This window comes from Nocardioides caricicola (assembly GCF_039541135.1).
Taxonomy (GTDB): Bacteria; Actinomycetota; Actinomycetes; order Propionibacteriales; family Nocardioidaceae; genus Nocardioides; species Nocardioides caricicola.
In genome coordinates this window covers 252,992-266,180 of the sequence record NZ_BAABFQ010000001.1, presented here as the reverse complement: position 1 = coordinate 266,180, position 13,189 = coordinate 252,992, and the positions used below count along the sequence as shown (strand labels likewise).

Annotated in this window: 12 protein-coding genes; 6 read left to right on the top strand and 6 right to left on the bottom strand. The window is 71.7% G+C overall.

All coding sequences use genetic code 11. The features are described from left to right. The first annotated feature begins 52 nt into the window (after positions 1–52). From nth to ABD875_RS01405, 4 genes are read left to right on the top strand one after another with little or no spacing between them, the layout of a single operon-like run. A complete protein-coding gene (nth, locus tag ABD875_RS01420; RefSeq protein ID WP_345170716.1) occupies positions 53–700 on the top strand; it encodes an endonuclease III in 648 nt (215 codons plus the stop codon). Next, positions 697–1,290 (top strand): TlpA family protein disulfide reductase, encoded by a 594-nt coding sequence (locus ABD875_RS01415; RefSeq protein ID WP_345170680.1) that lies wholly within the window; start codon positions 697–699, stop codon positions 1,288–1,290. The genes nth and ABD875_RS01415 overlap by 4 nt, the downstream gene beginning before the upstream one ends. Next, positions 1,287–1,994, top strand: coding sequence for an NUDIX hydrolase (locus ABD875_RS01410; protein WP_345170679.1), 708 nt, complete (start codon positions 1,287–1,289; stop codon positions 1,992–1,994). The genes ABD875_RS01415 and ABD875_RS01410 overlap by 4 nt, the downstream gene beginning before the upstream one ends. After that, positions 1,991–3,166 carry a MarP family serine protease gene (locus ABD875_RS01405; RefSeq protein WP_345170678.1) on the top strand — a complete coding sequence of 392 codons (1,176 nt, stop codon included), beginning with the start codon at positions 1,991–1,993 and terminating at the stop codon, positions 3,164–3,166. The genes ABD875_RS01410 and ABD875_RS01405 overlap by 4 nt, the downstream gene beginning before the upstream one ends. Here ABD875_RS01405 and ABD875_RS01400 read toward each other — a convergent pair. From ABD875_RS01400 to ABD875_RS01390, 3 genes are read right to left on the bottom strand one after another with little or no spacing between them, the layout of a single operon-like run. Further along, complete coding sequence (locus ABD875_RS01400) at positions 3,163–3,573, bottom strand: phage holin family protein (protein ID WP_345170677.1); 411 nt, start codon at positions 3,571–3,573, stop codon at positions 3,163–3,165. The two genes, ABD875_RS01405 and ABD875_RS01400, sit on opposite strands and share 4 nt — an antisense overlap. An 18-nt stretch (positions 3,574–3,591) precedes the next feature. After that, entirely contained in the window at positions 3,592–4,899 is a 1,308-nt protein-coding gene (gene nhaA, locus ABD875_RS01395; protein ID WP_345170676.1) for a Na+/H+ antiporter NhaA, read from the bottom strand. Further along, positions 4,896–6,992 (bottom strand): MMPL family transporter, encoded by a 2,097-nt coding sequence (locus tag ABD875_RS01390; RefSeq protein ID WP_345170675.1) that lies wholly within the window; start codon positions 6,990–6,992, stop codon positions 4,896–4,898. Before ABD875_RS01390 ends, nhaA begins: the two co-directional genes overlap by 4 nt. Positions 6,993–7,099: 107 nt before the next feature. Between ABD875_RS01390 and ABD875_RS01385 the strand changes: the two genes are divergently transcribed. Beyond that, entirely contained in the window at positions 7,100–8,245 is a 1,146-nt protein-coding gene (locus tag ABD875_RS01385) for a sensor histidine kinase (protein ID WP_345170674.1), read from the top strand. After that, positions 8,242–8,901 (top strand): response regulator, encoded by a 660-nt coding sequence (locus tag ABD875_RS01380; protein WP_345170673.1) that lies wholly within the window; start codon positions 8,242–8,244, stop codon positions 8,899–8,901. The genes ABD875_RS01385 and ABD875_RS01380 overlap by 4 nt, the downstream gene beginning before the upstream one ends. Here the strand turns inward: ABD875_RS01380 and acs are convergent. From acs to ABD875_RS01365, 3 genes are all read right to left on the bottom strand, one after another. Next, positions 8,885–10,864 carry an acetate--CoA ligase gene (gene acs, locus ABD875_RS01375; protein ID WP_345170672.1) on the bottom strand — a complete coding sequence of 660 codons (1,980 nt, stop codon included), beginning with the start codon at positions 10,862–10,864 and terminating at the stop codon, positions 8,885–8,887. The two genes, ABD875_RS01380 and acs, sit on opposite strands and share 17 nt — an antisense overlap. A gap of 77 nt (positions 10,865–10,941) precedes the next feature. Then, a complete protein-coding gene (locus ABD875_RS01370) occupies positions 10,942–12,576 on the bottom strand; it encodes a solute symporter family protein (protein WP_345170671.1) in 1,635 nt (544 codons plus the stop codon). 1 nt (position 12,577) lies between these two features. Beyond that, positions 12,578–12,952 carry a DUF485 domain-containing protein gene (locus ABD875_RS01365; RefSeq protein ID WP_345170670.1) on the bottom strand — a complete coding sequence of 125 codons (375 nt, stop codon included), beginning with the start codon at positions 12,950–12,952 and terminating at the stop codon, positions 12,578–12,580. Positions 12,953–13,189: the final 237 nt, after the last annotated feature.

Here is a 13,189-nt window from a genome sequence, read left to right as displayed (position 1 = left end):
TGCTTCCGAGACTCGCACGAGCCTGGTCCGCCGCGCCCGGAAGATCGACCGGATGCTCGCCGAGACCTACCCCGACGCGAAGTGCGAGCTCGACTTCGACGACCCGTTCCAGCTGCTCGTGGTGACCGTGCTGAGCGCCCAGACCACCGACAAGCGTGTGAACGCCGTCCGGCCCACGCTGTTCGCGGCCTACCCCGACGCCAAGGCGATGGCGGCCGCCGACCGGGCCACGCTCGAGGGCATCGTCGGCCCCCTCGGCTTCTTCCGCGCCAAGACCGAGTCCCTGCTGAAGCTCAGCGCCGCCCTGGTCGCCGACCACGGGGGCCAGGTGCCGCCGCGCCTCGACGACCTCGTCAAGCTCCCCGGGGTCGGCCGCAAGACCGCGAACGTCGTGCTCGGCAACGCCTTCGGCATCCCCGGCATCACCGTCGACACCCACTTCGGCCGGCTCGCCCGCCGCTTCCGCTGGACCGAGGAGACCGACCCGGTCAAGGTCGAGCACGCGATCGGCGCGCTGTTCGAGAAGCGCGACTGGACGATGCTCAGCCACCACCTGATCTGGCACGGCCGCCGGGTCTGCCACGCCCAGAAGCCCGCCTGCGGCGCCTGCCCGGTGGCGAAGTGGTGCCCGTCGTACGGCGAGGGCCCGACCGACCCCGAGGTCGCGGCGAAGCTGGTCAAGACCGAGGGCAGAGCATGAGGCTCCCCCTCGCGGCCGCGCTCGTCGCGGCCGTTCTGACGCTGAGCGCGTGCGACGACGTCCCGGAGCCGGGCCGGTCGAACGTCGACGTCGGCACCCCCGAGCTCGTGAAGGCCAAGGAGCGGACCGACGTCGCGGACTGCGTCCCGGGCGACGCCACCGACGGCGGCCTGCCCGCCGTCACCCTGCCGTGCCTCGGAGGCGGGCCGGACGTCGACCTCTCGACCCTCGAGGGCCCGATGGTCATCAACCTGTGGGCGTCGTGGTGCGGGCCGTGCCGCAAGGAGATGCCGGCGCTCCAGGAGTTCCACGAGCAGTACGGCGACCAGGTGCCGGTGCTCGGCATCGACTACCAGGACCAGCAGCCCGCCGCCGCGCTCGACCTCGCGCGCACCACCGGCGTGACCTATCCGCTGCTCGCCGACCCCGGGGGCGACCTCAACGCCCAGGACCCGCTCCCGGTGATCCGGGGTCTGCCGCACCTGGTCTTCCTCGCCGAGGACGGCGAGGTCGCGTTCGTGACGCAGTCGGTCGACTCCGCCGACGAGCTGGCCGACCTGGTCGCCGAGCACCTCGGGATCGACCTGTGATCCCCGACTGGCTGGAGCCGGTCCGCGCGGGTGCCGAGGCGATCTCGGCCGACGACCTGACCAAGTTCACCCCGCCGCCGGGCGGCGACGCGCGCCGCGGGGCGGTGCTGATGCTGTTCGGCGAGGGACCGCAGGGCGGCGAGCTGCTGCTCACCGAGCGCGCCCACGACATGCGCTCCCACCCGGGCCAGGTGTCGTTCCCGGGCGGCTCGGTCGACCCGGGTGAGACCGTCGTCCAGGCGGCGCTGCGCGAGGCCGAGGAGGAGATCGGGCTCGACCCGGCGGAGGTCGAGGTCTTCGGCCGGCTGCCCGAGCTGTGGCTGCCGCCGAGCAACTTCGCGGTCACGCCGATCCTCGGGTGGTGGCGGGAGCCCGGTGAGGTGAGCATCGTCAGCCGGGCCGAGGTGCACGCCATCCACCACGTGCCGATCAGCGAGCTGCTCGACCCCGAGCACCGGGTCATGGTCCGGGTCCCACGAGGCGACTACCGCAGCCCGGGGTTCCTCATCGGCCCCGACAAGGACGTGATCCTGTGGGGGTTCACCGGCGGGATCATCGCCCGGCTCTTCGACTACCTGGGCTGGACGCGCCCGTGGGACGAGTCCCGCGTGCGTGACCTGCCGGACTACATGCTGCAGGCTGACCCCCGTCGGTCGAGGTTGCTCGACATCGAGGACGAGCACGAGGGGGACGAGACCGGGTGAACCTGCTCGACTGGCTGCTCGTCGTCCTGGTCCTCGCCTACGCCCTCTCGGGCTACTGGCAGGGCTTCATCACCGGCGCGTTCGCCACGGGCGGGCTCCTGCTCGGCGGCCTCTTCGGTGTCTGGCTCGCGCCGGTCGCCCTGGGCGACGCCGACCCGTCGCTGATGGTCTCCCTCGGCGCGCTCTTCATCGTGATCCTCGCGGCGTCGCTCGGCCAGGCCATCTGCCAGTTCACCGGGTCGCGGATCCGCGACAAGATCACCTGGCAGCCGATCCGCGCGATCGACGCGGTCGGCGGCGCCGCCCTCAGCGCGGTCGCGGTGCTCCTCGTCGCGTGGGCGCTCGGCGTCGCGATCTCCGGCTCCCGGATCGGCTCGGTCACGCCGCTCGTGCGCAGCTCGACGGTGCTCGCGAACGTCGACGAGGTGCTGCCCGACTCGGCGGACGGCGCGCTCCAGGCGTTCAACGACGTGGTCGGGACCAGCTTCTTCCCGCGCTACCTCGAGCCGTTCGCCCCCGAGCGGATCGTGGAGGTCGGCCCGGGCCCGAAGCGGCTGCTGTCGGATCCCGACGTCGAGCGGGCCGCCGCCAGCGTGCTCAAGATCCGCGGCACCAACGAGTGCGGGCGGGGCGTCGAGGGCAGCGGGTTCCTGTACGCCGACGGGCGGCTGATGACCAACGCCCACGTGGTCGCGGGCATCGACGACCCCGAGGTCATGATCGGCGACGAGTCCGTGGACGCGGACGTCGTCCACTACAACCCGGACATCGACGTCGCGGTCCTCGCGCTCGACGACGGAGACCTGCCGGTCCTCGCGTTCGACCGGACCGCGGAGGCCGAGGACGGTGTCGCGGTGCTCGGCTACCCGCAGGACGGCCCCTACAACGCGCAGCCCGCGCGCATCCGCGCCGAGCAGCGGCTCCGCTCGCCGAACATCTACGGCGACGGCGCGGTGATCCGCGAGGTCTTCTCGCTGCGCGGCCGGATCCTGCCGGGCAACTCCGGCGGTCCGATCGTGTCCTCCGGCGGCGACGTCGCCGGCGTGGTGTTCGCCGCGTCCGTGACCGACCCCGACACCGGCTACGCGCTGACCGCCGACCAGGTGGCGCAGAGCGCCGCCGCCGGGCTGACCAACACCGAGCCGGTCGACACCGGCGGGTGCGCCGGTTAGGCCGAGGTCTCGCCCTTCAGGGCCTTCGGGATCTCCCGGCCCTGCTCGATCGCCCGCTCGGGTGCGCGCACCTGCTTCATCTTGCGGACGCCGATGAAGACCAGCAGCGCGGTCACCAGGAGGTAGAACCCGAACACGATCAGGAACGCCCACTGCAGGTCGAGACCTGAGCCGCTCCAGTGGATGAGGTACACGAACGCGAACGACAGCATGATGATCGCGAGCACCAGGATGAACGCCGCGCCGGCGAACAGCCCGACCCCGATGCCGCCGGCCTGCACGCTGACCTTCAGCTCGGACTTGGCGAGCTGGATCTCCTTCTGGATCAGCGTGGAGATGTCCTTGCTGGCGTCGTGGACGAGCCGGCCGATCGTCGGGTCGGTGTTGTGGTCCTGATTCGTCGCCATGCGCGCGACCTTACAGAATCACGGCGAGTCGTCGCCCCGCTGGTAGACGTCGGGCACCCCGTCCGCGTCGGAGTCCACCTGCTCCAGCTCGCAGATCCGCCGGTACACCCGGTTGCGCGCCCGCAGCACGATCGTCGCGAGCAGACCGGCGCAGACCGAGCCGACGAGGACCCCGACCTTCGCGACGTCGTCCTCGCGGGTGCCGTAGCCGAAGGCGAGCTCGCCGATGAGCAGCGAGACGGTGAACCCGATCCCCGCGAGCAGCGACATGCCGATCACGTCGACCCAGCTCAGCTCCTCGTCGAGATCGGCGCGGGTGAACGTCGACAGCAGCCAGGTCGAGCCCGCGATCCCGATCGTCTTGCCGAGCACGAGGCCGCACATGATGCCGAGGGCGATCTGGTCGGTGAGCGCGGCGCGCAGGCCGTCGAGGCCGCCGACGTACACACCGGCGGCGAAGAACGCGAAGACCGGTACGGCGAAGCCGGCCGAGATCGGCCGGATCAGGTGCTCGAGGTGCTCGGCGAGCCCGCGATCACTGTCGCTGACGCTGGTGCGGACAGGGACCGTGAACGCCAGCGCGACGCCCGCGACGGTGGCGTGCACCCCGGACTCGTGCACGAGCGCCCAGGCGACCACGGCGAGCGGGATCAGGAGCCACCCGCGGTGGACGCCCCGCTGCGCCAGGAACCCGAAGGCCGCGATCGGGACCAGCGAGAGGAGCAGGTAGGGGACGTCGAGGTGGTCGGTGTAGAAGAGCGCGATGACCGTGATCGCGAGCAGGTCGTCGACCACGGCGAGCGTCAGCAGGAACGTGCGCAGGCCCGACGGCAGGTGGGTGCTGATGACCGCGAGGATCGCGACGGCGAACGCGATGTCGGTCGCGGTCGGGATCGCCCAGCCGACGAGGTCGTCGGTCCCGAGGTTCCACAGCACGAAGATCACCGCGGGCACCGCCATGCCGCCCACGGCGGCGATCACCGGCAGCGCGGCGCGCCGCGGGTCGCGGAGGTCGCCGGCGACGAACTCCCGCTTGAGCTCGAGACCCGCCACGAAGAAGAAGATCGCCAGCAGCCCGTCGGCCGCCCACGCGCCGAGGCTGAGGTCCAGGTGCAGGTCGAACGGCGTGAAGCCGACGACCGTGTTGCGCAGGTCGAAGTAGGCGTCACGCCAGGGGCTGTTCGCCCACACGAGGGCGACGGCCGCCGCGATGATCAGCAGCAGGCCGCCGGTCGCCTCCGCGCGCAGGATCTCCGCGGTCCGCGAGCTCTCGAGGAACGAACCTCGGGAGAAGAGCCTCTGGGGCGTGCCGTCCGCTTTGCTCACGGTGCTCCTGATGGGTCGGTGACAGAGCTGCCGACCAGACTTCCCGGCTCACCTGCCCTCACCCTACCGGCGCCCGGCGCCCACCAGTTCCAACGTCCGAACAGCTGCATGGTCGCGGGCAGCAGGACCATGCGGACCAGCGTGGCGTCGACGAGGACCGCGGTCGCGAGGCCGAGCCCGAACATCTTGGTGGCCGGGTCCTCCCCGAGCACGAAGCCGAGGAACACCGCGATCATGATGAACGCCGCCGAGGTGATGACCCGGCCGGTGCGGGTGAGGCCGTGCACGATCGCGCCGCGGGTGTCGCCGGTGGCGTCGTACTCCTCGCGGATCCGTGACAGCAGGAACACCTCGTAGTCCATCGAGAGCCCGAACACCACCGCGAACATGAACATCGGGATGAACGAGACGACCGGGACCGTCGACTCCAGCCCGATCAGCTCCGCACCCCAGCCCCACTGGAACACCATCACGAGGACGCCGTACGCCGCGCCGATGCTGAGCAGGTTCATCAGGGCCGCCTGGAGCGGGATCAGCACCGAACGGAACACCACCGCCAGCAGCAGCGCGGACAGCAGCAGCACCGCGGCGACGAACCACGGCAGCCGCTCGTTGACGCGGGCACCGACGTCGGCGAACCCGGCGGTCTGCCCGCCGACGTGGGCGCTGGCCGGGCCGTCGCCGAGCGCCTGCGGGATGACCTCCGTGCGCAGCCGCTCGGTGGTGTCGTACGTCGCCGCGTCCTGCGGGCCGGTCGTCGGGTCCGCGACCAGGGTGGCGATGTCGCCCGACACCGTCGGCGGGAGGACCGACGCGATGCCCGGGTCCGCGGCGACGGCGTCGCGCAGCGGGCCGAGCACGGCGGGGTCGCCGGCGGTGTCGACGACCACGAGGAGCGGGCCGTTCACGCCGGGGCCGAAGCCGTCGGCGAGCAGGTCGTAGGCGCGTCGTTCGGTGCGCGTCTCCGGCAGGGTGCCGTCGTCGGGGATGCCGGCGCGCAGCGCGAACGCCGGGAGGGCGAGCAGCACGAGCACGCCGAGCACGCCGAGCACGTACACGCGCGGGTGCGAGACGACGTGCTCGACGCGGCGCTGCCACCGCTCGTCCGAGCGGGTGCGCCGCGCCTGGCCGCGGGTGCCGTTCACGCGGTTCCCGGCGATCGCGAGCAGGGCGGGCAGCAGGGTGGTCGACGCGAGGACCATCACCAGCACGATCGTCGACACCGCGAAGGCACCGGCGGTCATGAACGGCACGCCGGCGACCGTGAGACCGAGGATCGCCACGACCACGATCCCGCCGGCGAGCACCACGGACGCCCCGGCCGTGGACACCGCTCGCGCGATCGACTCGCGCAGCGGCACGCCGTCCGAGAGCTGCTCGCGGTGCCGGGTGAGGATGAACAGCGCGTAGTCGATGCCCACGCCGAGACCGACCATCGAGCCGAGCACCGGCGCCCACGTGGGTACGTCGAGGTGGCGCGCGGCGAGCGTCATCGCGCCGACCGCGGTGGCCAGGCCCGTGAGGGCGACGCCGATCGGGATGCCGGCGGCGACCACGGACCCGAACGCGACCAGCAGGATCACGAGCGCCGCGACCAGGCCGACGACCTCACCGCCGGTCTCGGGCTCCGCGAACGCGAACACCAGGTCGCCGCGCAGCTCGACCTGCTGCGCCGGGTCGGCGTCGGCCCGGTCGCGCACCTCCTGGAGCGCGGTCAGGTCCTCCTTCGAGAGCTCCTCGAGGCCGGGGTACTGGATCGTCACCAGCCCGACCTGGCCGTCCGGGGAGACCACCGGATCGCTCGCGCCCAGGACGTGCGGCAGCGCGAGGGCCTCGGCCCGCACGTCGGCGAGCCCGGCCGGCGGGCTGACGACGAGCTGGGCGGTCAACCCGGCCTGGCCGGAGCCGGTCGCCTCGAGCAGGTCGGTCGCCTGCTGCGAGTCCAGGCCGGGGACCTCCATGGAGTCCGAGGTGTCCCCGCCGTACGACGCCGAGGCGGCGAGCACGACGGCGGCGACCGCGAGCCAGGCGGCGACGACGCGCCACGGGTGCAGGGCGGCGAAACCGCCGATCCGGTGCAGGAGCTGAGTCATGGCTCCAGCGTCCGGGGCCGGACCGGGGCGCCACATCGGCCGACGGGCCGGAGTCGACTCGGCCGATCGGCCGATGTGCGGAGCCGTGGTTTCCCTAGGCTGGGTGTGTGCCGAGCAGAGCCGCCCGCGCCCTCTGGGCCACGCCGAGAGTGCCGAACCCGCCCGGTCCGATGTGGCGGGACTGGCTGCTGGTCGGCGGCTTCGCGGTCACGGCGGTGCTGGAGGCGGTGTTCCGCGACGACGCCGAGTGGCGGGTGGCGTCCCTCGCCGTCACGCTCGCGGTCGTCCCCACGCTCCTGATCCGGCGCACCCGCCCGCTCGAGGCGATCGCGCTGGCGTTCGGCACCGTCATCGTCTTCAACTTGGTCGCGATCCTCGGGGGTGCCGACGAGGTCGTCGGGCTCAACGCCACGGCGTTCGTGCTGCTGCTGCCGTACGCCCTGCTGCGGTGGGGCTCGGGCCGCGACGTCGTCGCCGGTACGGCGGTCGTTGCGGTGGCCGCGGTCGTCGGGATCGCCCAGGACCCCAGCGCGACCGCGGGTGAGCTCGTCGGCGGCTTCGTCGTGCTGTCCCTGGCCGAGTCGCTCGGCCTCGTGGTCCGGCTCGCGACCAGCGCCCAGCACCGGGCCCGGCACGACGTGCGGGTGCGCGAGCGCGAGCAGCTCGCCCGCGAGCTGCACGACACGGTCGCCCACCACGTGTCCGCGATCGTCGTCCGCGCCCAGGCCGGGCGCGTGGTCGGCGCGACCCGGCCGGAGGCGGCGACCGAGGCCCTCGAGGTGATCGAGGGCGAGGCGACGCGGACGCTCGCCGAGCTGCGCACGCTGGTGTCCGCGCTGCGCGAGGACGCCGACGCCGAGCTCACGCCGATGCAGGGGCTCGGCGACCTGGAGCGGCTCGCGGCGGCCACCGGCGGAGCGCCCCGGGTCGAGGTGACGGTCACCGGCGTCGACGACGTGCGGCCAACGGTCGGCGCCGCGATCTACCGCATCGCCCAGGAGTCGATCACCAACGTGGTCCGGCACGCCCGGCACGCCACCGCCGTCGAGGTGCGGGTCGCGGGGGAGGGCGACGTGGTGCGGCTGACCGTGCGCGACGACGGCGACCCGGCGCCGCCGGACCGGGGCACGTCCGGGTACGGCGTCATCGGCATGACCGAGCGCGCCGCGCTGCTCGGCGGCACGCTCGAGGCCGGGCCTGGCCCGGAGCGCGGCTGGACGGTGTCCGCGGTGCTGCCCAGGGAGGCCGGATGACGATCCGGGTGCTGGTCGCCGACGACCAGGAGATCGTGCGGACCGGCCTGCGGATGATCCTCGACGCGCAGCCGGGCATCGAGGTGGTCGGCGAGGCCGGCGACGGCAGGACCGCGGTCGCGCTGGCCCGCGAGCTGCGGCCGGACGTGTGCCTCCTGGACATCCGGATGCCCGAGATGAACGGGCTCGAGGCCACGATGCTGCTCGCCGGCCCGGACGTGGTGGACCCGATCGCGGTCGTCGTGATCACGACGTTCGACCTCGACGAGTACGTCCACGGCGCGCTGCGGGCCGGTGCGCGTGGGTTCCTGCTCAAGGACGCCGGCCCGGAGCTGCTGGTCCAGGCCGTGCACGCGGCGGCCCAGGGCGACGCCCTGATCGCCCCGAGCGTCACGGTCCGGCTGCTCGCGGCGTTCGCCGCGACGGCGAAGCCCGCGCCCGCCCAGCCGGTCGAGCCGCTCACCAGCCGCGAGGAGGAGGTGCTGGCCGCGGTCGCCCGGGGCCGCACCAACGCCGAGATCTGCGGCGACCTGCACATCAGCCTGAGCACGGTGAAGACCCACATCGCGAGCCTGATGACCAAGCTGGCCGCCCGGAACCGGGTCGAGATCGCGATGTGGGCCTACGAGACCGGGCGGGTCAGTCCTCAGCCGTAGGGGAGCTGAGCCCCTTCGAGATCAGGTCCATCACCGAGCTGTCGGCGAGCGTCGTCACGTCGCCGACCTCGCGGTGCTCGGCCACGTCCTTCAGCAGGCGCCTCATGATCTTGCCGGAGCGGGTCTTCGGCAGCTCCGGGACGATCATGATCTGGCGCGGGGTCGCGATCGGGCCGATCTCCTTGCGGACGTGGGTGCGCAGCTCCGAGACGATGTCCTCGCCGCCGTCGCCCGCCTCCTCGCGCAGGATCACGAACGCGCAGACCGCCTGGCCGGTGTCCTCGTCCTTGGCGCCCACGACCGCGGCCTCGGCGACCTTCGGGTGCGACACCAGCGCGGACTCGATCTCGGTGGTCGACAGCCGGTGGCCGGAGACGTTCATGACGTCGTCGACGCGGCCGAGCACCCAGATGTCGCCGTCCTCGTCCTTCTTGGCGCCGTCGCCGGCGAAGTAGAAGCCGTGCTCGCGGAAGCGCGACCAGTAGGTGTCCTTGAACCGCTCGTCGTCACCCCAGATCGTGCGCAGCATCGACGGCCACGGCTCGGTGAGCACGAGGTAGCCACCGGAGCCGTTCGGCACCGCCTTGCCGTCGTTGTCCACGACCTCGGCCGAGACGCCCGGGATCGCGGTCATCGCCGAGCCCGGCTTGCCGGCGGTCACGCCCGGCAGCGGGCTGATCATGATCGCGCCGGTCTCGGTCTGCCACCACGTGTCGACGACCGGCGTGCGGTCGCCACCGATGACGTGGCGGTACCAGACGTAGGCCTCCGGGTTGATCGGCTCGCCGACCGAGCCGAGGATCCGCAGTGACGACATGTCGAAGCGGTCGGGGATCTCACGACCCTGCTTCATGAACGAGCGGATCGCGGTGGGAGCGGTGTAGAAGATCGTGACCTTGTAGTCCTGGATGATCTTCCACCAGCGGCCGCGCTCGGGGCTGTCCGGCGTGCCTTCGTACATCACCTGCGTCGCGCCGTTCGCGAGCGGCCCGTAGACCATGTACGAGTGGCCGGTGACCCAGCCGATGTCGGCCGAGCACCAGTAGACGTCGGTGTCCGGCTTGAGGTCGAACACCGCCCAGTGCGTGTACGACGTGCCGACCAGGTAGCCGCCGGTCGTGTGCAGGATGCCCTTCGGCTTGCCGGTGGTGCCCGAGGTGTACATGACGTAGAGCGGGTGCTCGGCGTCGAACGCCTCGGGTGTGTGCTCGGTCGAGGCGGCGTCGACGACGTCGTGCCACCAGACGTCCACTGCCTCGTCCCACGCGACGTCCTGGCCGGTGCGGCGCACGACGAGCACCTTGTCGACCGTGTGGCCGTGCGCGGCGGCCTTCTCGCGGGCCTCGTCGACGGCCGGCTTCAGCGCCGCCGCGGAGCCGCGCCGGTAGCCGCCGTCGGAGGTGACGATGACCTTCGCCTGGCAGTCAACCAGCCGCGACGCCAGCGCCTCGGACGAGAAGCCGCCGAACACCACGGTGTGCGGTGCACCGATGCGGGCACAGGCCAGCATGGTGACGACGGCCTCGGGGATCATCGGCAGGTAGATCGCGACGCGGTCGCCGGTGGCCACGCCCAGCTCGGTCAGGGCGTTGGCGGCCTGGGAGACCTCGTCCTGCAGCTGCGCGTAGGTGATGTCGCGGCTGTCGCCCTCGGGCTCACCCACCCAGTGCAGCGCGACCTTGTCGCCGCGTCCGGCCTCGACGTGCCGGTCCACGCAGTTGTACGCCGCGTTGAGCTTGCCGCCGACGAACCACTTCGCGAACGGCGGGTCGTCCCAGTCGAGCACCCGGTCCCACTTCTGCGCCCAGTCGAGCCGCTCGGCCTGCTCGGCCCAGAAGCCCTCCCGGTCGGCCTTGGCGCGGTCGTACGCCTCGGCCTTGAGGTTCGCATCCGCTGCGATCTCGGCCGGCGGCTCGAACCGACGCTCCTCCTTGAGGAGGTTGGACAGGGTCTCTTCGCTCACGATCACTCCTGCGGTCTGACGAGGGAAGTAGTGGTACCCGCCACACTAGGACGTGGCGGGTACCGGATGGACAGGGGTCAGTGCTGCACGGCCTGCTCGGCGCCTGCGCCGGTGAGGGCGCGGACCTCGAGCTCGGTGTAGCGCTCCTCGGCCGTCGGTTCCCGCGACGTCACCGTCCCGAGCCAGCCCAGGAAGAAGCCCAGCGGGATGGACACGATGCCGGGGTTCTCGAGCGGGAACCACGAGATGTCGATGCTGGTCGGCAGGAGCGAGAGGTTCTTCCCGGTGTTCGGGTCGATCCCCTTGCCGGACATGATCGGCGAGAAGATCACCAGGCCCACCGACGAGATCAGGCCGCCGTAGATGCTCCAGACCGCGCCCCGGGTGTTGAAGCGCTTCCAGAACATGTTGTAGACGATCGACGGCAGGTTCGCCGACGCGGCGATCGCGAACGCGAGCGCGACCAGGAAGGCGATGTTGAGCCGCTGCGCCGGGATCGCCAGGAGGATCGCGATCAGGCCGATGACGCACGCGGCGATCCGGGTGACCCGGAGCTCCTGCGCCTCGGTGGCCGTGCCCCGCTTGCCGACGCTGTTGTAGAGGTCGTGGGCCACGCTCACCGACGAGGCGAGGGTGAGGCCCGCGACCACGGCCAGGATGGTGGCGAACGCGACCGCGGAGATCAGTGCCAGCAGGACGGCGCCTCCGGTCGTGCCCTCGCCGCCGCCGACCGCCTCGGCCAGCAGTGGTGAGGCCAGGTTGCCTCCGGAGGCCGCGACCTCGGCGTACTTGTCCGAGGTCAGCATCGCCGCCGCACCGAAGCCCAGCACCAGCGTGAACAGGTAGAAGGTGCCGATCAGGCCGATCGCCCAGAGCACCGACTTCCGGGCGTCCCGCGAGGTCGGCACGGTGTAGAAGCGGATCAGGATGTGCGGGAGACCCGCGGTGCCGAGCACCAGGGCGATGCCGAGGCTGACGAAGTCGATCTTGCTGGTCGTCGAGACGCCGTACTTCAGCCCGGGCTCCAAGAACGCCTGGCCCTTGCCGCTGTTGGACGCGGCGGTGCCGAGGAGGTCGGAGAGGTTGAAGCCGAACTCGGCGAGCACCAGCACCACGATCAGCGCCGAGCCACCCATCAGCAGGACCGCCTTGACGATCTGCACCCAGGTGGTGCCCTTCATGCCGCCGACGGTGACGTAGAAGATCATCAGCGCGCCGACCACGAAGATCGTGAGGTTCTTGGCCGCTTCACCGTCCACGCCGAGGAGCAGCGCGACGAGGGCGCCGGCGCCGACCATCTGGGCGAGCAGGTAGAAGATCGAGACGACGACCGTGGACGTCGCCGCGGCCGTGCGCACCGGGCGCTGCCGCATCCGGAACGCCAGCTGGTCGGCCATCGTGTAGCGACCGGAGTTCCGCAGCATCTCCGCGACCAGCAACAGCGCCACCAGCCACGCGACGAGGAAGCCGATCGAGTACAGGAAGCCGTCGTACCCGCTCAGCGCGATGGCGCCGGAGATGCCGAGGAACGACGCCGCGGACATGTAGTCGCCGCCGATGGCCAGGCCGTTCTGGACGCCGGAGAACCCGCGTCCGCCGGCGTAGAAGTCCGCCGCGCCCTTGGTCTGCCGGCTCGCCCAGAAGGTGATCGCGACCGTCAGCAGGACGACGAGGAGGAACAGCGTGGTGGTGAGTGCCTGGTCGCCGTCCACGTCAGCGCCCCCCTTCGTTCGTGCCGCGGGTCAACCGGAGGTACTGCTCGTCGAGCGTGCGGGCCAGCGGGTCCAGCCGCGCGGTGGAGTAGCGGCTGTAGAGCCAGGCCAGCAGGAACGTCGTCACGAACTGGAGCAGGCCGAAGACCAGCGCGACGTTGATGTTGTCGACGATCTGCTTGCTCATGAAGCCGGGCGCCCACATGCTCATCAGCACGTAGAGCAGGTACCAGGACAAGAAGGCGACCGTCGCGGGGAACACGAAGGCGCGGTAGGCGCGGCGCAGCTCGTGGAAGTCCGGCTCGCTGTGCAGCTGGTCGTATGCGGGATCGTGACGAGCCGCTTGTTCGTGCGGCTCCTGGTTGACGTCGGCCACGGAACACCTCTTCTCTGGGCGGTTCACTGGGCTGTGCGCTGGGCTGTGCGCTGGGCTGTGCGTTGGGGGGCACCCGGCTGTGATCGCCGTCACCCTGCCCAGCGCCTACCCGGGGCGGCAAGGCCGCGAACCCGCTCAGCGCCGAGCGGCCCCGGTCACGTCGGTGAACGGTCGCTTCCGTGCGACGAGCGGTCGCTTCCGCCGCAGATCGTCCGGAACCGGGCGCGTGAGGTCGTG

Excerpts from the sequence above, each read along its gene's own strand:
- ABD875_RS01380 (WP_345170673.1), top strand. The coding sequence starts at position 8,242 with ATGACGATCCGGGTGCTGGTCGCCGACGACCAGGAGATCGTGCGGACC.
- ABD875_RS01415 (WP_345170680.1), top strand. The coding sequence starts at position 697 with ATGAGGCTCCCCCTCGCGGCCGCGCTCGTCGCGGCCGTTCTGACGCTG.
- nth (WP_345170716.1), top strand. The coding sequence starts at position 53 with ATGCTCGCCGAGACCTACCCCGACGCGAAGTGCGAGCTCGACTTCGAC.
- ABD875_RS01390 (WP_345170675.1), bottom strand. The coding sequence starts at position 6,992 with ATGACTCAGCTCCTGCACCGGATCGGCGGTTTCGCCGCCCTGCACCCG.
- ABD875_RS01400 (WP_345170677.1), bottom strand. The coding sequence starts at position 3,573 with ATGGCGACGAATCAGGACCACAACACCGACCCGACGATCGGCCGGCTC.